The sequence below is a fragment of the Aeromonas sp. sif0611 genome (genome assembly GCF_019218845.1).
Lineage (GTDB): Bacteria > Pseudomonadota > Gammaproteobacteria > Enterobacterales > Aeromonadaceae > Aeromonas > Aeromonas media.
This window is the reverse complement of the sequence record NZ_JAHUWU010000001.1, coordinates 531,568-550,904: the sequence shown is the minus strand read 5'-3', so window position 1 is coordinate 550,904 and position 19,337 is coordinate 531,568. Positions and strand designations below refer to the sequence as shown.

Here is a 19,337-nt window from a genome sequence, read left to right as displayed (position 1 = left end):
AAGATCAGGTGCGCCATGTCAAGATGGTCCAGCGCCAGGCGTGGCGCAGCACCAGGGGCGTCAACGCGAGCGCGCTCAGCCAGTGGGCCCAGCTGGCAAGGTTGCCGAGGCTATCCCCCGGGGTGCCGTGTAGCACCAGCAGCAGGCCGCTGGCCAGACAGACCAGCAGCAAGGCTTCGATGATGCGCCCGGTGGTGCGCAAGAAAGGCTTGCGGCTCTTGCTCAGCAGACTGCGATGAGAGAGCCAGAAGGCACCAAATAGCAAGGGAAACAGGGTGAGCGAGAGCATGACATGGAGAAACAGATTCCAGCGTGCCAGGGACCAGACCGGGGTCAGCGGCTCCCACAGCAGCAGGCCGGAGAAAAACATCAGGTAGAGGGAGCCCTCGGCGGCCTGATGGTGATAGGCCAGCCACTGCCAGCACTGTCGGGGTGAGAGGGAAAGGCTTGTCATTGATTGCTCCAACGCCCGGGCGGTACGGCCCGGGGGGAGCAAGTTTATAACGCAGTAAGGGTAATGAAAAGAGTTATCAATTCGGTCGTTGATGAATAGATCCTGAATGAAATCAGGGACGGGTCACTTGTGGTCTGCCAGCCGTTCCGTGATGGCGTAGATGAGGGCCGCGGTGGAGAAGGCGAGGAACACGATGACCGACCATTTCATCTCTGTCTCGTTGCCGGAACCGTCGTCCAGGAAGGCCTTGAGCACCTCGATGCCGGCGATGGTCACCAGAGAGTTGATGACGATGAGTTTGAGTGAGGCGAAGTTGATCTTGCTGAGCCAGTTGTCCCCCAGGGCTGCCCGCTGCTCCGGGGTCTTGATGAACTGCACGTAGCCGCAGATGGCCACCAGGATCAGCATCTGTGCGACCAGCACGAAGTCCACCAGGGTGAGCACCCCGGTGATGAGATCCAGATAGTGGATGTCGATGATGTCGCGGCACAGCACATAGAGCTGCATGGCAAACTTCACCATCAAGAGGGCGACACAGATAAGGATGCAGACATAGAAGGGAAACATCATCAATCGGCTGCCGTTGAGCATGACGTTGAAGCGGCGCATGGGAAACTCCATCGAAAGGAAAGGCAGCCAGAATATCCGGAAAGAAAGGAGCGGGAAAGCGCCTTGGCGCCTCCCGCCTGGCTTAGAGGGGGAAGGTGGGGAGACCCTGGAACAGTTGCTGCAACCCCTCTCCCCAGGCCTTTCGCAGCGCCAGGAAGTGGGGGTTCTGTTCGGTGATGCGGTGCAGGTGTGCCGCCGAGAAGCTTCCCTCGGGATAGACCAGGGCATCCAGGGGCAAGCCCACCGAAAGGTTGCTGCGCAGGGTCGAGTCGATGGAGATGAGGGCGCACTGCAGGGCGGTCTGAAGCGGCGTCTCATGGTGGATGATGCGGTCGATTATGGGCTTGCCGTACTTGCTCTCACCAATCTGGAAGTAGGGGGTGTCGACGCTTGCCTCGATGAAGTTGCCCTCCGGATAGATGTGGAACAGGCGATGGCGCTCCCCCCGGATCTGGCCCCCCAGTAGGATGTTGCAGCCGAAGTTGACATGGCCCTGCTGCTGGCCCCCATCCCGGCTGATGACGGTGCGTATGGTCTGGCCGATGAGGGCCGCGACCTCGTAGAGGCTGGGGAGGGCAAGGAGCTCCTGCCCCTCCGTCAGCAGGCTGATGACGCTCTGGGTAGTGGCCAGATTGCCGGCGCTTTGCAGCACCAGCACCCTGTCCTCCCGGTTGAAGAGGTGCAGTTTGCGGAAGGTGGCGATGTGATCCACCCCCGCATTGGTGCGCGAGTCGGAGGCAAACACCATGCCGTCTTGCAGGCACATGGCGACGCAGTAGGTCATGAGACTCTCCCGGCCTTCATTGCTGCTGCCCATCCAGGCGAGTGACCTGTGCCTGGCTCTGCAACTGTTCACAGCCGCCGCCGTAGCGCACCCCGCGCACCGGACAGGCATCCAGGTAATCCATGCCGACCGCAAGCTTGAGGTGCTCGTTGGCGGAGCAGGTGAGGTTGGTCACATCGAAGGTTTGCCAGCGTTCCTCGATCCACACCTCGGCCCAGGCGTGCATCGCCACGTGGCTGCTGTCCTGGCTGTAGAGGTAACCGCTCACGTACCGCGCTGGCAGACCGGCATGGCGGCAGCAGGTGAGGAACACATGGGTGTGGTCCTGACAGACGCCACTGCCCGAGGCGAGGGCCTCGTCGGCACTGAAGGTGGCGTCCGTGCTGCCGGGCTGGTAGGGCATCAGCACCAGGATGCGCTCCATCAGGCTCTGCAAGTCAGCCAGGGCGGGCTCTTCTGGCAGACAATCCTTCGCAAGATCCCGCAGGGCCGGGGTCGGGCTAGTGAGGGTGGTGGGCCTCAGGTAGCTCAGGGGGGAGATGGGAGAGTGCTCCTCATCCTCCGGGGCGTCGTCGCAGATCTCCACCTCGCCACGGGCGCGGATCAGGATCCCCTCGTGGGGGGACTCCAGGCTCAGCACGTGCAGTATGTTGCCGTAACCGTCCGTGGTGCAGGTGGCCTCCCCGGGCAGCTCCAGCTGCCAGGAGAGGATCTGCTGGCGGGCGGTGCTGTGGGGGGTCAGGCGCAGGTACTGGGTGCTGCGGCGCACCACGTCGGCATAGTGGTAGCGGGTCTGGTGATCGATGATGAGTCTCATAATACCTCCAGGTAGGCGGCGTGGATGCTCTGGCCGATGGCGCCGATGTCGCCGAGGAAATTGCTCAGATACGCCTGCATGCCGAGGGCAAAGACATCGTCGATGGTGCCATAGGTCAGATGGGCGTTGAGTATGGTGGTGAGACGCCGGGGCGTCTGCCCGGCGTTGCCCTCGATCTGGGCCAGGATCAGCTCCATCTCGTCGAGGCAGGCGCGCAGGGAGCGCGGCACTTCGTTGCGCAGGATCAGCAGCTCGGCGATGGAGGCGTGGGAGAGCGTCTTGTAGAGGGTCTGGTGCGCCTCGTAGGCCCCCACCGAGCGCAGCAGGGCGTTCCAGCGGTAGAACTCGCGTACGCTGTCTTCATCTTCCCGGATTACCTGGTACTTGACGGTGAGGATGCGCGCCGTGTTGTCGGCCCGCTCGATGAAGGTGCCAAGGCGCAGGAACCAGAGTACGTCCCCCCGCATCATGGTGCCGTAGGTGGCGCCGCGGAACTGGTGGGAGCGCTCCTTGATCCAGTCGAAGAACTCCTGGGCCTGGCCGCTGGAGAGCCCCGCCTTGCGGCGCCGGCGGATCTCTATCCAGGCGGCGTTGATGCTCTCCCACACCTCACCCGGGATCTTGCCCCGCACCCCGTGGGCGTTGTCCCTGGCCATGCGCAGACAACTGAAGATGCTGACCGGGTTCTCCTCGTCGAAGCAGAAAAATTGCAGCAGGTTCTCCATGTTCACCTGGCCGTAGCGGGCCAGGAAGGGCTCGTGGGTGCCGCTGATGGTGAGGGGGGCCACCAGCTCGCTGTGATCGGCGTCGATGGAGGGCATCAGCGACATGGTCTGGGTGACGTCCAGCATGCGGGCCGTGTTCTCCGCCCGCTCCAGATGGCGGGACATCCAGTAGAGTTCACTTGCGGTACGGCTCAGCATGGGTTGCCCTCCATGACCCAGGTGTCCTTGGTGCCGCCGCCCTGGGAGGAGTTGACCACCAGGGAGCCTTCGGTGAGGGCGACCCGGGTCAGGCCGCCCGGCACCAGGCGCAGCTCCTGTCCGGTGAGGACGAAGGGACGCAGGTCTATGTGGCGGGGGGCGATGCCCGCCTCGACGAAGGTGGGGCAGGTGGAGAGGGAGAGCGTCGGTTGGGCGATGTAGTTGTCGGGCCTGGCCTTGAGCAGCTCGCGAAAACGGGCCAGCTCCTCGCGGCTGGCGCAGGGGCCGATCAGCATGCCGTATCCGCCGGCGCCATGGACCTCCTTGACCACCAGCTCCTCCAGGTGCGCCAGCACATAGGCCAGGGCATCGGGTTCCCGGCACTGCCAGGTGGGGACGTTGTTGAGGATGGGCTCCTCCCCCAGATAGAAGCGGATCATCTCCGGCACATAGGGGTAGATGGACTTGTCATCCGCCACCCCGGTGCCGATGGCATTGGCCAGCACCACGCCGCCGGCGCGATAGACAGAGAGCAGGCCGGGCACACCGATGAGGGAGTCCGGGTTGAAGGCGAGGGGATCCAGGTAGTCGTCGTCGATGCGGCGATAGATGACATCCACCCTTTTCAGCCCAGTGGTGGTGCGCATCAGCACCTGACCATCCTTGACCACCAGATCCGCGCTCTCCACCAGCTCCACCCCCATCTGCTGGGCGAGGAAGCTGTGCTCGAAGTAGGCGCTGTTGAAGCGGCCCGGGGTCATCACCACCACGCAGGGGTTGTCCACCGGGCTGCTCTCGCGCAGGGTCTGCAACAAGAGCGCCGGGTAGCGCTCCACCGGCGCGATGGGCTGGTTGTGAAACAGCTCAGGGAAGAGGCGCATCATCATCTTGCGGTTTTCCAGCATGTAGGAGACCCCGGAGGGCGTGCGCAGATTGTCCTCCAGCACGTAGTAGTCGCCGTCGCTGTTGCGAATGATGTCGACCCCTGTGATGTGGACATAGGTATTGCGGTGCAGGTCGACCCCCTGCATGCAGGGCTGGTACTGGGCATTGGTGAGGATCTGGGCGGCCGGGATCACCCCCGCCTTCAGGATGCGCTGATCGTGATAGATGTCGTGCAGGAAGGCGTTGAGGGCGGTGACGCGCTGGCGGATCCCCTTGTCCAGATGCTGCCACTCCCGGGCGGGAATGATGCGGGGAATGCTGTCGAACGGGATGAGGCGCTCGGCGCCGTCCCCATCCCCATAGACGTTGAAGGTGATGCCGACCCGGTGAAACAGCAGGTCGGCCTCCTCACGCTTGCGCTCTACGCTCTTCTCGTCGGTCTGCTGCAGCCACGCCAGGTAGGCGTGGTAGTGATCGCGAAACTGGTTGTCGGCGAGCAACATCTCGTCGTAACAACCGGGTCCGGGCGGCTTGATGGGTAGCATAGGCAACTCCTTGTGACGTCCCTGACGTCAGGAATTGCAAGGGGTGTGCCAGTCAATTGAGTCGCTATGAAGGCCGGTATCAGTAATTTTCTGCTGATAAATCATATGGATGATTATTCTGTCAGCATGAGGCAAAGGGCGCCGCACCAGACTGGCACCCCATAGAGGGTAGCCCTGCGCCATCTTGTGGCAGTGCCTCCAGGCGCGATGAGGAGAGACCGGCAAGGAGGGGAGGCCACGCTGCTTCGCCTTGCCCCGTGCTGGGGCAGTAGAAACGAAAAAGCCCAGTCCTGAGACTGGGCTTTAGAAGATGGCTCCCTCGACAGGACTTGAACCTGTGACATACGGATTAACAGTCCGCCGTTCTACCGACTGAACTACGAGGGAATTGGCTCCTCCTACTGGACTTGAACCAGTGACATACGGATTAACAGTCCGCCGTTCTACCGACTGAACTAAGGAGGAATTGCCTGTCTCGTCGAGACGCAGCGGATATTAATGATCCCCCGGACGGGTGTCAACCCGCCATTCTACGGAAAAAGGGCTTTTTGGCCCGTTTGCCCAAAACTTGGTCGCTGTGGACTATTTTCAGCACAATCAGCAGCTTGAGATACCTCTGCCTGCGGTTGCGGTTGCGGTTGATCAGGCCGTGAGAGGGGGCGCCCGGGTTGCCTTGCTGGGGCGCGGCAATGGATGGTCCGACATTGATGGTGATTGGCGAGAAAATCGGTGAGGTACCGCCTGTCGATGGTGTTGCATCTGTGATGATAGCGGGTATCGACGCGCTGCAGATTGGCGATGACAAGATATCTGGAGGGATGGGGTTAAAATCGGCGATATGCGGTCTATCGATGACAATAATGCGGGGTAATGGCCATTTCTTGATCCTGCCCATCGAATTATCGGGCCGGCTCAGGTATGGTTGCTCTGGATACCATCGCCGCGTCGACAGCTCTGCCGGCCCTTGATGATGATCGGGTGCCGGTTCACCCCGGCCTTTGTCTCCCTCTTCTGGTATTACCCTAGACATGCACAATCAAGCTTCCTTACAAGGCGTGAAGCTGGCTATCGCATTGCGCCAATCCTGCATCGACGAACCCTACAGCGTGGCGCGTTTCGGCCGTGACCTCATCGCCGGCATCACGGTCGGCATCATCGCGATTCCGCTGGCCATGGCGCTGGCCATCGCCAGCGGGGTGCCGCCCCAGCACGGCCTCTACACCGCCATCATCGCCGGCATCGTCATCGCCGTGACGGGGGGGTCGCGCTTCTCGATTTCTGGCCCCACTGCCGCCTTCGTGGTGATCCTCTATCCGGTGGCCCAGCAATTCGGGGTGGGGGGCCTCTTGATGGCGACCCTCATCTCCGGCTTCTTCCTGGTGGCCATGGGGATGGCGCGTCTCGGCCGCCTCATCGAATACATTCCGCCCTCGGTAACGCTTGGCTTTACGGGCGGGATCGCCATCGTGATCGCCACCTTGCAGATCAAGGACTTCTTCGGCCTGCACGTTCCCGAGATGCCGGAAACCTATGTCGGCAAGGTGCAGGCGCTGGCCCATGCCCTGCCAAGCTGGCAGTGGGGTGATACCCTGGTGGGGGTGGCCACCCTGGCGGTGCTGCTGCTCTGGCCCCGATTGCGGCTGCCGGTGCCAGGCCACCTGCCGGCCGTGCTGGTGGGTGTCGGCCTGGCTTTCGGTCTGCACCAGTTCGGGGTGGACGTGGCCACTATCGGCAGCAAATTCAGCTATACCCTGGCCGATGGCACCCAGGGCATGGGGATCCCCCCCATAGCCCCGACCCTGGTGATGCCCTGGGCCCTGCCGGGACCGGATGGTGCGCCGGTGGAGTGGAACCTCGCCGCCATAGAGCGGCTGCTGCCCGCCGCCTTCTCCATGGCCATGCTGGGAGCCATCGAATCCCTGCTCTGCGCCGTGGTGCTGGATGGCATGACGGGGCGCAAGCACAGCTCCAACGGCGAGCTGGTGGGGCAGGGGCTAGGCAACATCCTCGCCCCCTTCTTCGGCGGCATCACGGCGACGGCCGCCATCGCGCGCTCCGCCGCCAACGTGCGGGCGGGGGCCACCTCGCCCATCTCCGGCATAGTCCATGCGCTGGTGGTGCTGGCCGCCATCCTGGTGCTGGCCCCCTGGCTCTCCTGGCTGCCGCTCTCCGCCATGGCCGCCCTGCTGCTGCTGGTGGCCTGGAACATGAGCGAGGCCCACAAGGTAGTGGATCTGGTGCGCCGGGCGCCCCGCTCGGACGTGCTGGTGCTGCTGGTCTGCCTGTCGCTGACCGTCATCTTCGACATGGTCATCGCCATCACCTTCGGGGTGATCCTGGCGTCCTTGCTGTTCATGCGCGAGATCGCCAAGATGACCAAGCTGCACAATCTGGCGGAGCACGGGCGCTATGCCAGCGAAGTACCGGCGCAGACCCTGCTCTACAAGATCAATGGTCCCCTGTTCTTTGCGGCGGCGGAGCGGGTCTTCGACGAACTGCTGGCCCAGGTGGGTGAGCACAAGGCGCTGATCCTGCAGATGGAGGCCGTCTCCATCCTGGACGCCGGCGGGCTCTCTGCCTTCCAGCAATTTACCAGGCGCATGGCCAAGTCGGGCGTCCAGCTGAAGGTGGCCGAGCTGCAGTTCCAGCCCCTCAAGACCCTGGCGCGGGCCAAGGTGCGTCCTGTCCCGGGTGAGCTGGAGTTCTACGGCTCGCTGGAGGAGGCTATCAGAGGGGAACATTTGCACGAAGCGGTTGAAAATTGATGTAAAGGGATAGGAAACGGCATCTTTTTGGTCACTTGGTTCGCAAATTGAGCAATCGATGGCAAAAGATGAAAAATGAGATTGACCGGTCCTCTCCTATCCCTTACATTACGCCCCGTTCCGGCGCAGCAGCGCAACGAACCCGTGTTGGCTGAACACGTTAAGCGTCAGACCAAAATTTGGTGAGGTGTCCGAGTGGCTGAAGGAGCACGCCTGGAAAGTGTGTATACGGCAACGTATCGAGGGTTCGAATCCCTCCCTCACCGCCAAATTAGAAAAACCGACCTCAGGGTCGGTTTTTTGCTTTATCCGGTGACAGACGGCTCGGTTCGAGCCCTGGTTCGACAGGCGGGCAGGATAACCTGCCTGGACAGCCGCAGGGCGAGCGCCAGGAATGGCGCGAGTCAATCCCGACCCTCCGCCAACTTGAAAGCCCGACCTGATGGTCGGGCTTTTTGCTTTTGGGAACCTAATCTCCCCAAGTGCTGCGAAGAGTGGCCGATCCTTGCCTGAGGAGCATGAGGTTACTTGGCGGCTCCGACGCCGTAAGCCCCACAGGCGTGTCATCTCCCCGATCCTCTCTCCCCTTCGGAGGACTGTACCCGGTTTATCAACCGGGGTAGCTGTTTGTCCCCAGCCCCACCGGCGTGCTGGCGGGACTTTTCTATTGCCCTATCCCTGCCTTGCGCCGAGCCTCTCCCTGCCCTATCAGAAGATCACCCCGACCAGTCTGTCGAGTAATGCTTCGAAGGAGAACAGGGTGAGGAGCAGGGGCAGGAAGGGCACCACAGTCGCGAATACCAGTTGCAGGAACATGTCCCGGCTAAATGGCATGGGCCTGATCTCCTTGATGACGGCATAGGCATTGCCGAAATCGGCGAGGGACTGGATATCCGAGGCACCGAGCAGGGATTCCCCGTCCCGGTCTGCCGTGCGCAGCCAGCGGTGTTCGAAGTTGCGGCTGTATTCGGCGGCGAGGGCACCGTATTCCCGCAGTCCCATACGCTTGGCCGCCAGAATATGGGGGGTGAAGACCGTCAGGGGCGCCAGCACCAGCAGCAATCCAAAGCCGGCTAGCAGGATGATCTCCGGCTTGTAGGCGGTCAGCACGGCGGCGTCATAGAAGATCCGGTTGGCGATAAAACCGGCCAGCTGGGCACCCAGTGCGGTCAGCAGCGGTGAGTAGGCGTAGGCCGATCCCCCGAGAAAGCCTAGGCCGCAGTTGCGATCGGGATGGGTCGGCATGAGAGCGAGGGGGATCCGGGAAACCTGCCAGAGGAAGCGTGCCCAGATCAGAAGCCGGTAGAGCCAGCGCAGGAGCAGGAACTGGATAATGGGATTACTCACCCAGAAGAACCAGAAGCCGGGCAGGGTAAGGGTCGCATGACCCTCATTGAAGGTGGCGTACCAGGTTGAAGATTCCAGGGTGAAGGTGCTGGTCCGGATAAAATACCCCATCGAGAAGACGCACAGGATGAGCCCGACCTCTGCGGGGATCGAGTTTCGCCAGCTCATGGCACTGCGGATGGCGTCATGAAAACGTGGCAAGGAGAGCGGCGAGATCAACCCTCGCTCGACAAACTGGCTGACGATACCCCGGATGCGTTGATGGACGATCAGTTCGGCGAACACCAGCAAAGAGACGCAGATGAGAAAGCGGACATGGGTTTCTATGTCCAGCAGAAAGGGCACGGCCACCCCTTCAAGCAGGCTCCCTTCCCAGCCGCACAGCAGCAACAGGGGCAACCAGCAGATCCCGCAGAGAATAAGGATCCTGCGCCTGATATGCACCTCTATATCGCCAAGGTGAGCCCGGCTCCACAGCTGATAGAGCGGCCCTCCCAGGATCAGGGAGAAGTTGCCTGGATCGGACAGAGGAGGCGTGAGGGGATCGGGCGAAGTGACAGGCCTGTGATGCGACATGATGGGACCACCTTGGTGTGCGATGAAAGCGCCATCCAGCCGGTACTGGCTCGCCTTGCCACCAAAGTGGAGGGCGAGGGCGCTGCGGGCCGGGATCGGAGCTTGGTGTCATGAGTGCACCATGACGAGTCCTCTGAACTCAGCCTCTGTGGTGGCTGAAAACCCCATATGTAAAAGGATTGGCAGAGGAAAGTCATTGTCGCGATGGCGGGTTCCATCTCAGTACCCTTGAGCAAGCCCCATGGCTATAGGTATAGCGTTTGCCATGGACTGGTGACGTGATCAACCTACGACAATTTCACTCTTGAGGGCTCTCCAGCGTTCTCGATGATGGCCAGCACAATCCCTTGCCTCAGGGCTGTGTCATGCCAGAGAAAGCAGGGGCTGTTGTTGGCGAGATAGTCCTGAAAAGAGCCGTGCATTCATCATTGATGGCGGTATTAAATGCTGGTGTGGGCAACTTTTTGCCTCAGATGTGGTGTTAAGTACTGCCATTGCAATAAATGCCAGCAATAGACTCTTTATGCGCAAGGTGTTGCGGTGTGTTGATGCTCAACTGGGCATAAAATAGGTTCAAGTTGTTGTTTTATAGCTAAATAATGAATTGGCATAGTCACTGCTAATGGTTTCGGTTGAGTGTCATTACCGTTCAACCCATCAGGAGCAAACTCATGCCAACTCCATGTTATATCAGCATCGAAGGTAAAACCCAGGGCAACATCACCGCCGGTGCCTTCACCTCCGACTCCGTCGGCAACATCTTCGTGCAGGGCCACGAAGACGAGATGCTGGTCCAAGAGTTCCAGCACGTCGTTACCGTGCCGACCGATCCGCAATCCGGTCAGCCCGCCGGCCAGCGTGTCCACAAGCCGTTCAAGTTCACCGTGGCCCTGAACAAGGCCGTGCCGCTGATGTACAACTCCCTGGCCTCCGGCGAGATGCTGCCGAAAGTGACCTTGAAGTGGTACCGCACCTCGGTGGAGGGCAAGCAGGAGCACTTCTTCTCTACCGTGCTGACCGATGCCACCATCGTCGACATCGACTGCCAGATGCCTCACTGCCAGGATCCGGCCAACGCCGATTTCACTCAGCTGATCCAGGTCTCCCTGGCCTATCGCAAGATTGACTGGGAACACACCGTAGCCGGTACCTCGGGTGCCGACGACTGGCGTGCCCCGATCGAGGCTTGATGCCATGAGGGAGCGCTCGACCGGGGGCTCCCTTTTCTGAATCAGACAGGGAGGCTGCATGCCAAAAGAATCCTTCTATCCCGATACCAACGAACCGCACATTCACCTGCACAGAGGGGGGGCTACCTTCACTGACATTGGCCACAACCATAGAACTCTGGTTCGGGGATCCCTGGTGTACCGCGGAACCCAGCAGGAGGTGATCGCCGATCTGCAAAGTCGTGGTGATGCCCGCAGTCTCCAGATGGCGCAATACATCCAGGCCCATCTGGCGTGATCTCGAAGGCCGGGATACCGGCCTGCTTGTGATGTCCACTCAATAACGCCCGTCCGTTTTTCTCCTGCTTGTTTGCCCTGGTGAGCGAGCACAAGAAAGATCACGACTGACGATCCGACCGCGCGCCTCATGGGCGTGCGGTAGCCATGGCGGCGAGAAAGTGGCGGCCATGGTGGATCTCTTATCCACCTCAGGTTGCCCGGCAGGCTTGCGGGGCTGGGCTGATAGCAGAGGCGTACCGATGGCAGACAGCACAGGTTTACAATTTACCGTCAAGGTGGGGACGCTGCCCGAGAGCACCTTGGTGGTGGCCGAGTTTGCACTGGATGAAGCGCTGAACCGGCCGTTCAACCTGCGCCTGGAGCTGGCAAGCGCTCAGCCCGACCTCGACTTTGGCGCCGTGCTGGACCAGCCGTGCGAGCTGCTGGTGTGGTACAACGGCGAGCTGCAGCGCCGGGTGTGCGGGGTGGTCAGTGACTTCGCGCAAGGGGACAGCGGCTTTCGCCGCACCCGCTATCAGCTGCTGGTGCAGCCGGCCCTGTGGCGACTCTCTTTGCGCCAGAACTCCCGCATCTTCCAGGCGCAAAAGCCCGACGAAATCCTCTCCATCCTGTTGCAAGAGCACGGCATCACCGATTACGCCTTTGCGCTCAAAAACGAGCATGCCAAGCGGGAATACTGCGTTCAGTACCGGGAAACCGACCTCGATTTCGTGAACCGGCTCGCCGCCGAGGAGGGGATGTTCTACTTCCACGAGTTTGAAGCGGGCAAGCACCGCATTGTGTTTGCCGATGATGCTGCCGCCCTGACTGCCGGCCCCGAGCTCTTCTTCAACCTTGGCAACCGTTCCCTCGAGCAAGGCCCCTATGTTCGGCAGTTCCACTACCGCGAGGCCGTGCGCCCCTCGGATGTGGAGCTGAAAGACTACAGCTTCAAGACCCCGGCTTACGGTCTCTCTCACAAAAAGCAGGGCAGTGAGCTAGAGCATCAACGGGATACCTATCAGCACTTCGACTATCCGGGCCGCTACAAGCAGGACCCGAGCGGCAAGGCGTTTGCCCAGCACCGGCTGGATGCGCTGCGCAACGACGCGGTGGCGGGCCAGGCTAAGTCCAACTGCGCCGCCTTGCTGCCGGGCCAGACGTTTTCACTCACTGAACACCCCAACGGCAGCCTCAACACCGACTGGCAAATTGTGCGCATCCAGCACACCGGCTTGCAGCCGCAGGCGCTGGAAGAGGAGGGGGGCAACGGCCCGACCGTCTACCACAACGAATTCGGGGTGGTGAAAGCGAGCACCACCTGGCGGGCGCGCATCGGCAGCCCGGAGGCCCCTCACAAGCCGATGGTGGATGGCCCGCAAATCGCCATGGTGGTGGGCCCCGACGGTGAGGAGATTTACTGCGACGAGCACGGCCGGGTGAAGCTGCAATTCCCGTGGGACCGCTACGGCTCGAGTAACGATCAGAGTTCCTGCTGGGTGCGAGTCTCTCAAGGATGGGCCGGCGGCCAATACGGCATGATGGCCATCCCGCGCATCGGCCACGAGGTCATCGTCTCATTCCTGGAGGGGGACCCGGACCAGCCCATCGTCACCGGCCGCACCTATCATGCCACCAACCGGCCGCCCTACGAGCTGCCGGCCAACAAGACCCGCACCGTGCTGCGCACCGAAACCCACCAGGGTGAGGGGTTCAATGAGCTGCGCTTTGAAGACCAGGCTGGCAAGGAAGAGATTTATATCCACGGTCAGAAAGACCTGAACGTGCTGATAGAGAACGATGCCGCCTGGCATATCAAACATGACGAGCATAGGGACATCGACAATGAGCGGGTTACTCGCATCAGAAAGGTGCCGGGAAAGGAGGGTGCCCCGCCCAGTCTTGGCAACGATCATCTGACCGTTGAAGGAGAGAAGCGGGACCATATCAAGGCTGACTACTCGCTGAGCGTGGATACCTCCATGCATCAAAAACTCGGTCAGAGCTGGCTCACCCAGGCGGGGCAGGAAGTGCACGTAAAAGCCGGTGCCAAGGTGGTGCTGGAAGCGGGTTCTGAGATTACCGTCAAGGTCGGTGGCTGCTTTATCAAGGTCGATGGCGGCGGTGTCACCCTGGTCGGCCCCACCATCAAGATGAATTCGGGTGGCAATGCAGGCTCTGGATCTGGTTGGGCTGGCAAGGTACCCAAGAGCATCGAGGGTATGTTGGACAGCCCTCACACACGCTGGATGAAATTTTATCACCTCGACTCCGAGCTGATGCCGCTGGCGGGCACCCCCTACAAGGCCATATTGAGCGATGGTTCGGTGCGGGAAGGCACGCTGGATGGTGAGGGCATGGCGCTGCTCGAGGATGTGCCGGCTGGCACCGCCTCAGTGACCTATGACCTGCAGGACACTTTTGCCGATCTGCCCCGTGAATCCATCTCGGCCCTCACCGGCCATCTCGACAGTCTGAGCGACGAGGGCTGATATGTTCGGTAACGATCTGTTTGAACAGCTCTATGACCACCTAGATCAGGCGGTGTCTGGTGGCGCGGCCTATGTCAAACAAAGTGCAGAGGCGGTAAAAAAGGGGGTTGCTTCCAGCCTGCAGTGGATTTGGGAGGCCCTGCAGGGTGACTTCAACCCCAATCAAAGTGCAGGACAAATCGCTGCCAATGCGGTACTGGGCCTCATTCCCGTGGTCGATCAGGTGCTGGATTGTCGCGATCTGATTGCCAATGCCCGGGATATTTCCCGTGATCCCAAGCAGCCGGATAAGTGGGTTTTTCTGAGCTTTACTCTGATTGGCCTGATCCCGTCGCTGGGCTCAGCCCTCAAGGGGGTGTTGAAGATCATCTTCCTGTTTGTCCGCAAGGCGGGTGGGGATGCCAGCAAGGCGATCAGACCCGCAATGGCGCCCGTGCTGACGTTTCTCAGTGATCCCAAGGTCAAGAAAGTGCTGGGTATCACGCGCCTCGACAAGGTGCTGAAAGAATTTGCTGGCCAGATCCGTGGGTTGAGAGGACAGATTGCGGTCAGCGTGCTGCTGGGTTATCTGAACGATGCCGTCAAGTCGCTGACCAGTTTGATCGGCAAGATAAAGGGGTTGGCTCCTGCTTCAGTCAGGATCTGGCTTGAGCAATCCCAGCGTCTGGTGTTGCAGATGCAGTCACAGGCGGGTCAGATGCTGCCTGTCGCCATGGGGCCCGTGCTCAAATCCCTCGATGAGATAGCCGCGGGATTGGAGAAAGAGGCTGTCAAGCATGCCCCCGGTTACAAGGCCGTGCCCGGTGGTACCGTTATCCACCCGCTGCCGGACGATGTGGTCAAAGTGGACCTCAAGATCCTGAGCCGCTCGAAGAAAGGGATTTATGGTGAGATCATCAGCGACAACTGGATGGCAAATCACAAGTTCGAGAACCTGTTGCCAGAACATCGCCGGGTACGTAGCCTGAATGACAAACCCAGAGGGCGGGGCATCGATGGTATCTACAAGAACACCAATCCTCCGCCTCCCTACGTGGTGACCGAGACCAAGTTTCGGACGGCAGGGGGGGAGTATATTGACGAGGATGGCACCAAGAGCACCCAGTTGTTGTCGATGACCAAGGGGTCGGGCAAGCAGATGAGCAATTTGTGGATAGAAAGGCGATTACCGGATGAAATAGCAGATAAAAAGCTATTGGCGGATATCAGAAAACAAAAATATGAATCTTGGTTGATGATCGTCGATGAGTCTGGTGAGGTGATTCAGATCACCAAGTTGAATAAGAATGCCGATGCTATCGGTACTATCCCGGTCAAGTAGGAGTAGAGAATGAGTTCGTTTATTGAGCAGCGTCGAGATCCACTATTATCTGAGGATTTCTTCTTGGTTCAGCTAGAAGACTACAAAGAATCGCTCTATTTTGACCAGGAGTGGTGGAGTTGGATAAATGATCCTCACCATGAACGCTGGAGTGACCCAGCAGGATTGCCTACTCGCTCTGGTGCCAGTGCTGGCATGTTTATGGATAATCTTGAACATCTGATCTTGCTTTATTCTGGCGGGGTTTCTCATGAAGAGGTTATTGCTCAGCTAGGCATCGTCACTAAAGAGTTTTTACGCCATAAAAAAGAGTTTCAAGATGAACAGTTTTATTACTGGGAGCAAGATGCCTATCAATATCTGCTCTGGATGTTCTCATTAAGCGTCCTCTATGGCCAGGATGAGATGTTGCCCGAGTTGGTGCGTTATATCAGTAAGAATCCGGAAGGGGACGACGACCCGCTGTGGAGCATACTGTTGGCCCGCTTGGGTTATCCTGGCTTCCCTCGAGGTCCAGAATCCTATATTCCCGAGGTGTATCGCCCCCTATTCGATGCCATCAAGGGAGATGGTGTGAATCCCACCAAGGTTGAGCGTCAGGCGAGCATCAAACAATATCTCAAAGGATGGTACAAGGGGTGTAAAGAGTGCTATTGGCACGACAGGCACAAGGCAAAGCATGCCATCTACTTTGGCTATTGGGCTTTTGAAGCGGCGCTGGTCACCCTGCTTTATGAGCTGGACGACAGTAGCTATCGAGACATGCGTTATTACCCCAAGGATCTGGTCGATTATGCCAGAGCCAATGGTATTGCAGAGAAATGGCAGGCATTGCGAGTAGCCCAACATCCTATTGCCATGCCGGGTTCAGTGGTGGAGCAGGATGGCAACTGGCGCTGCAACCTGACCGATGAGCAGTGGCAGCTTCACAAAGGGCAGCGCTTACCTTCCCAAACCCATGTAAACAAGGATGACATGTTGTTTTGGGTACAGGAGTAGTCCGCAGTGTATCGATCATGCATTGCCTGCGTGATCGATACATCGCGAACCGAGCATCGTTTTGATGCTGCGGCGGTATTGCTTGGCACCCTTGGCTCTGTATGAAAAAAATCGAGAAAGAAAAGTGAAGGCGATAAAAAAACTATTTCTGCTCCTCTCCGTCATCATCTTGTCACCCCTGTTGATTCCCATGGTCTATGTCGAAAGACGAAGAAAGAAATGGCTTCTATCAATTTTACTATCCCCTCTGCCTGAAGAGATCAGAACCGGCAGATTGAACGCGCTGATGAATACCCATGCCGATGAGCTACAGGGCGGCATTGTGTCAACACTTGTTGAATTCAACTCTGATGAACATTGGGTGTGTCTCAATATTGACTGGCGAGACGTCGAGGAAGTTGAGTTGCAGGGCAACGCATTGGTGGATATTCACGGCATCAAGGAACATTTTATTTTCTCCGAGCCGGGTGAGGATACATCGGTTTGGCGCATATTGGTGCTTTATGACTTATGGCTGCAAGCGCGAGGATATGAAGTCGTGCTTTGGGATATAGATGCAGATCAATATACAGGGTTTATTTGTCGAACGGATGTTCTCTATAAACTGTTAAACGAGGGGCGCAAGCTGGGTTTGGCTCTGGTCAAGCTGGATCATGTGAACGAGCAATAAGATTATTGGGCGCCATGGGAATGTCCAGAATAAGGTCTATTTAAAAGTTGATAAGCAATAGAAAATCTATCTGGTTGTAAGAAAGCATTATGTATACAACCACCCTTCCATCTTCATTATTTGCAGATACAAACGATGACATACCGCACATTATGGTTGGTACTGGCGAGCCATTGGCTCGCCGCTTGTACCACAACGACGTCACAAACCGAATCCGAACTGACTCAAGCCGCCCAGCAGGGTCAGGGCAAGGCGCAATATGAACTGGCCCATCGCCTGGCCGCCAAGCCCGATTATCCCGAGGCGATGCACTGGATGAAGCAGGCCGCGGATCAAACAGGGCCTTTGGCTGCGGATGCCGATATTCGGGGAAAAGCGGCTCTGCAGGTAGGAAGCTGGTATCGGGTGGGCCTGGGTGAGCCGAAGAATCCTCAATTGGCCGAGAGCTGGTGGCAGCGCTCGGCCAAGCTGGGCAACCGTGAAGCCAGTTATCAGTTGGGGATGGAGTGTCGCCAGCAGCACAAAGGCAAGCTGGTAAGTGAGTGTCTCGACTGGTTCGAGCAGGCGGCCAAGCGTGATCATGCTGGCGCTCAGTTTATCTTGGGGGAGTGGTATGCCAGCCAGCCCGGCGCCGATGCAGATGCGGTTCAATGGCTGGAAAAGGCCGCCGAGCAGGGGAATCGTGACGCCCAATATCAGCTCGGCCTGCGCTATGGGCAGGGGAGAGGGGTGAGCAAGCGCCCCGACCTTGCCCTGCGTTGGTACGAAAAAGCAGCCGCCCAACAGCAGCCGGATGCCTTGTTGGCTCTGGCCCGTCAAGCAAATACGACAGAGGCGTTTCCCCTTTATCAGCGTGCCGCCAACGCGGGCTCGCCATCAGCTCAGTTATGGTTGGGACAAACCTACCTGGCGGATAAACAGGTACCACAAGATCTTGCGCTGGGCCGGTACTGGCTGGAGATGGCCGCAGGCCAGGGCTTCCATGAGGCCGAATATCAGTTGAGCCTGCAGCAGACGGACACGGTTGCACGTGAACATTGGCTGACCCTGGCCGCTGCTGGTGGTGTGAGTCAGGCTCAACTTGAGCTGGCAGCCTTGCAGCAGGAGAGGGGAGAGCTGAAGGCGGCTCGCCATAGCCTTTCCCTGGCCGCTGGACAGGGCAATGTGGATGCCCGCTATGCCTATGGTGAGATGTTGCGACTGGGGCTCGGCGGAGAGGCAGACTACAGCCAGGCATTGAAACAGTACCGATTGGCGGCAAACGCCAATCACCGTCAAGCACAATATCGTATGGGGACCATGCGCGAGCAGGGCTGGGGGGCGCCTCGCAATAGATTGCATGCCTATGCATGGTATTTGCTGGCGGCCACGGATGGCAATACTGATGCGACGGCTGCCAGTCATGAGCTGGAAAAAGGCATGACAGAACAAGAAAAGGGCGCTGGACAGAAACTGGCGCAGCACTGGTTTGTGACACTGGAAAAAAACAGTCGGTTGGTGCAGCCACACAACGACATTTAGCGTCATGAATGTGGCTGTGGTACCACATATTCAAAGTGAATGAGCGGCATCTTTCCCCTATTCTTCCGGTTCTCTTGTCATTAATCAGTCATGAAGCCGTCATGAAATCCCATTATGGCGGTTTTCTTATATCTCAACAGACATTTTCTGTTACAGAATCTGCCTTGAAATAGGTTGTTGATAGACCTTTCTCATGGTGTGAAGTTCACTCGTCAACATGGGTTAATATCGGATTTATCCTACGTAAATAATTGTTTTTTCTGATGTGCCCTTGTTTTTTTACAACGTGACGCAAAGCGTGGTGTAACTGTAAGTAATTGTTTTTATTGGTTTTTATTATTTGTATTTGTTTTTATTATTCATCTTAAATAATTTTTTGTTGACTCTGTTATATTTGCAAATATACCATTCGTCGCAAATGGCTCTCTAGCCAACATGATCTCTAACAAAGAGTGGAGACGTTATCTGGTTGTATTAAGTAGCAAGATGCATACTGTATTTTCGATTGCCAAGCTTCGCCTTGCCATATATCGAGAATACATCGTCGGTTGATGTTTTTTGTCAGGATCCCTGCCGATCCCGTCAACTGTCATTTTTTACAGTTGCTGACATAGGCATTGGCTATAAGCTTTGGGGTCTTCATGGATCCTTAACTTGGTATTTAGAGCATGGGAAAAGGAATTGATGGCGCTACTGTTGCGCCCAAAGAGCGTATCAATATCAAATATGTGCCGGCAACCGGTGGTCAACAGGCGGAAATAGAGCTTCCGTTGACCATGATGGTGGTTGGCAATATGAAAGGACGTATGGAAGAGACCCCCATTGAGGAGCGTCAAACCGTCTCCATCGACAAGAATAATTTTTCCTCTGTCATGAAAGAATCTGCACTGGAACTGACGTTTTCCGTTCCCAACCGCTTGGAAGAAAACAGCCAGGACGAGTTGCCTGTGTCGATCAAGATCCAGTCTCTGGAAGACTTCACCCCCGACAGCGTGGCCCAGCAAGTGCCCGAGCTGCGCAAACTGTTGGAACTGCGTGAGGCCCTGGTTGCCCTGAAAGGACCGCTTGGCAATATCCCGTCCTTCCGTAATCGTTTGCAGGATCTGCTGTCCAGTGACGAGGCTCGCGAGCAACTGCTCAAGGAGCTGGATCTGATTAAGCCTGCGCAGTGACCGCAGATT

Annotated in this window: 17 protein-coding genes and 3 tRNA genes; 10 read left to right on the top strand and 10 right to left on the bottom strand. The window is 58.3% G+C overall.

The features are described from left to right. Positions 1-4: 4 nt before the first annotated feature. The 9 genes from KW824_RS02395 to KW824_RS02355 all read right to left on the bottom strand — a co-directional run bounded on the left by KW824_RS02395 (position 5) and on the right by KW824_RS02355 (position 6,047). The gene (locus KW824_RS02395; RefSeq protein ID WP_005327423.1) at positions 5-454 is read right to left on the bottom strand and encodes a hypothetical protein; all 450 of its coding nucleotides are present in this window, start codon (positions 452-454) and stop codon (positions 5-7) included. A gap of 123 nt (positions 455-577) precedes the next feature. After that, positions 578-1,063 carry a YqhA family protein gene (locus KW824_RS02390; protein WP_182785676.1) on the bottom strand — a complete coding sequence of 162 codons (486 nt, stop codon included), beginning with the start codon at positions 1,061-1,063 and terminating at the stop codon, positions 578-580. An 82-nt stretch (positions 1,064-1,145) separates the two neighbouring features. Beyond that, entirely contained in the window at positions 1,146-1,847 is a 702-nt protein-coding gene (locus tag KW824_RS02385; RefSeq protein WP_218408789.1) for a peptidase, read from the bottom strand. 16 nt (positions 1,848-1,863) lie between these two features. Continuing rightward, positions 1,864-2,664: a transglutaminase family protein gene (locus KW824_RS02380; protein ID WP_218408788.1), complete on the bottom strand. Its 801-nt coding sequence runs from the start codon at positions 2,662-2,664 to the stop codon at positions 1,864-1,866. Next, entirely contained in the window at positions 2,661-3,587 is a 927-nt protein-coding gene (locus KW824_RS02375; protein WP_218408787.1) for an alpha-E domain-containing protein, read from the bottom strand. The genes KW824_RS02380 and KW824_RS02375 overlap by 4 nt, the downstream gene beginning before the upstream one ends. Beyond that, entirely contained in the window at positions 3,581-5,017 is a 1,437-nt protein-coding gene (locus tag KW824_RS02370) for a circularly permuted type 2 ATP-grasp protein (protein WP_218408786.1), read from the bottom strand. Before KW824_RS02370 ends, KW824_RS02375 begins: the two co-directional genes overlap by 7 nt. 311 nt (positions 5,018-5,328) lie before the next feature. Then, positions 5,329-5,404 (bottom strand) — tRNA-Asn (locus KW824_RS02365). A 2-nt stretch (positions 5,405-5,406) separates the two neighbouring features. After that, a tRNA-Asn gene (locus KW824_RS02360) sits at positions 5,407-5,482 on the bottom strand. Positions 5,483-5,534: 52 nt separating this feature from the next. Further along, on the bottom strand, positions 5,535-6,047 hold the full coding sequence (locus KW824_RS02355) for a hypothetical protein (protein ID WP_218408785.1): 513 nt from the start codon (positions 6,045-6,047) through the stop codon (positions 5,535-5,537). Here KW824_RS02355 and dauA point away from each other — a divergent pair. Together dauA and KW824_RS02345 are read left to right on the top strand one after the other, a co-directional pair. Beyond that, positions 6,046-7,782, top strand: a complete 1,737-nt coding sequence (dauA, locus tag KW824_RS02350; protein WP_043130379.1) for a C4-dicarboxylic acid transporter DauA — start codon at positions 6,046-6,048, stop codon at positions 7,780-7,782. The two genes, KW824_RS02355 and dauA, sit on opposite strands and share 2 nt — an antisense overlap. Before the next feature lie 181 nt (positions 7,783-7,963). Beyond that, positions 7,964-8,051, top strand: a tRNA-Ser gene (locus KW824_RS02345). 439 nt (positions 8,052-8,490) lie between these two features. Here the strand turns inward: KW824_RS02345 and KW824_RS02340 are convergent. Next, positions 8,491-9,705 (bottom strand): hypothetical protein, encoded by a 1,215-nt coding sequence (locus KW824_RS02340; protein WP_218408784.1) that lies wholly within the window; start codon positions 9,703-9,705, stop codon positions 8,491-8,493. Positions 9,706-10,376: 671 nt separating this feature from the next. Between KW824_RS02340 and hcp1 the strand changes: the two genes are divergently transcribed. From hcp1 to tssB, 8 genes are all read left to right on the top strand, one after another. Beyond that, positions 10,377-10,895 carry a type VI secretion system effector Hcp1 gene (gene hcp1, locus KW824_RS02335; RefSeq protein ID WP_025326621.1) on the top strand — a complete coding sequence of 173 codons (519 nt, stop codon included), beginning with the start codon at positions 10,377-10,379 and terminating at the stop codon, positions 10,893-10,895. Positions 10,896-10,953: 58 nt separating this feature from the next. Beyond that, positions 10,954-11,172 carry a hypothetical protein gene (locus KW824_RS02330; RefSeq protein WP_218408783.1) on the top strand — a complete coding sequence of 73 codons (219 nt, stop codon included), beginning with the start codon at positions 10,954-10,956 and terminating at the stop codon, positions 11,170-11,172. Positions 11,173-11,413: 241 nt separating this feature from the next. Then, entirely contained in the window at positions 11,414-13,645 is a 2,232-nt protein-coding gene (gene vgrG, locus KW824_RS02325; protein WP_218408782.1) for a type VI secretion system effector VgrG, read from the top strand. Between the two features lies 1 nt (position 13,646). Further along, the gene (locus tag KW824_RS02320; protein ID WP_218408781.1) at positions 13,647-14,966 is read left to right on the top strand and encodes a hypothetical protein; all 1,320 of its coding nucleotides are present in this window, start codon (positions 13,647-13,649) and stop codon (positions 14,964-14,966) included. A 9-nt stretch (positions 14,967-14,975) separates the two neighbouring features. Continuing rightward, entirely contained in the window at positions 14,976-15,965 is a 990-nt protein-coding gene (locus tag KW824_RS02315; RefSeq protein ID WP_218408780.1) for a PoNi-like cognate immunity protein, read from the top strand. 82 nt (positions 15,966-16,047) lie between these two features. Then, the gene (locus tag KW824_RS02310; RefSeq protein ID WP_256351227.1) at positions 16,048-16,635 is read left to right on the top strand and encodes a hypothetical protein; all 588 of its coding nucleotides are present in this window, start codon (positions 16,048-16,050) and stop codon (positions 16,633-16,635) included. Between the two features lie 135 nt (positions 16,636-16,770). Further along, positions 16,771-18,156 (top strand): tetratricopeptide repeat protein, encoded by a 1,386-nt coding sequence (locus KW824_RS02305; RefSeq protein WP_218408779.1) that lies wholly within the window; start codon positions 16,771-16,773, stop codon positions 18,154-18,156. A 668-nt stretch (positions 18,157-18,824) separates the two neighbouring features. Further along, positions 18,825-19,328, top strand: a complete 504-nt coding sequence (tssB, locus tag KW824_RS02300; RefSeq protein WP_218408778.1) for a type VI secretion system contractile sheath small subunit — start codon at positions 18,825-18,827, stop codon at positions 19,326-19,328. Positions 19,329-19,337: the final 9 nt, after the last annotated feature.

Coding starts and splice junctions, on each gene's coding strand:
- KW824_RS02305 (WP_218408779.1), top strand. CDS start 16,771: ATGACATACCGCACATTATGGTTGGTACTGGCGAGCCATTGGCTCGCC.
- KW824_RS02355 (WP_218408785.1), bottom strand. CDS start 6,047: ATGTCTAGGGTAATACCAGAAGAGGGAGACAAAGGCCGGGGTGAACCG.
- KW824_RS02340 (WP_218408784.1), bottom strand. CDS start 9,705: ATGTCGCATCACAGGCCTGTCACTTCGCCCGATCCCCTCACGCCTCCT.
- vgrG (WP_218408782.1), top strand. CDS start 11,414: ATGGCAGACAGCACAGGTTTACAATTTACCGTCAAGGTGGGGACGCTG.
- KW824_RS02320 (WP_218408781.1), top strand. CDS start 13,647: ATGTTCGGTAACGATCTGTTTGAACAGCTCTATGACCACCTAGATCAG.
- hcp1 (WP_025326621.1), top strand. CDS start 10,377: ATGCCAACTCCATGTTATATCAGCATCGAAGGTAAAACCCAGGGCAAC.
- KW824_RS02385 (WP_218408789.1), bottom strand. CDS start 1,847: ATGACCTACTGCGTCGCCATGTGCCTGCAAGACGGCATGGTGTTTGCC.
- KW824_RS02330 (WP_218408783.1), top strand. CDS start 10,954: ATGCCAAAAGAATCCTTCTATCCCGATACCAACGAACCGCACATTCAC.
- KW824_RS02370 (WP_218408786.1), bottom strand. CDS start 5,017: ATGCTACCCATCAAGCCGCCCGGACCCGGTTGTTACGACGAGATGTTG.
- tssB (WP_218408778.1), top strand. CDS start 18,825: ATGGGAAAAGGAATTGATGGCGCTACTGTTGCGCCCAAAGAGCGTATC.
- KW824_RS02380 (WP_218408788.1), bottom strand. CDS start 2,664: ATGAGACTCATCATCGATCACCAGACCCGCTACCACTATGCCGACGTG.
- KW824_RS02390 (WP_182785676.1), bottom strand. CDS start 1,063: ATGCGCCGCTTCAACGTCATGCTCAACGGCAGCCGATTGATGATGTTT.
- KW824_RS02395 (WP_005327423.1), bottom strand. CDS start 454: ATGACAAGCCTTTCCCTCTCACCCCGACAGTGCTGGCAGTGGCTGGCC.
- KW824_RS02315 (WP_218408780.1), top strand. CDS start 14,976: ATGAGTTCGTTTATTGAGCAGCGTCGAGATCCACTATTATCTGAGGAT.
- dauA (WP_043130379.1), top strand. CDS start 6,046: ATGCACAATCAAGCTTCCTTACAAGGCGTGAAGCTGGCTATCGCATTG.
- KW824_RS02375 (WP_218408787.1), bottom strand. CDS start 3,587: ATGCTGAGCCGTACCGCAAGTGAACTCTACTGGATGTCCCGCCATCTG.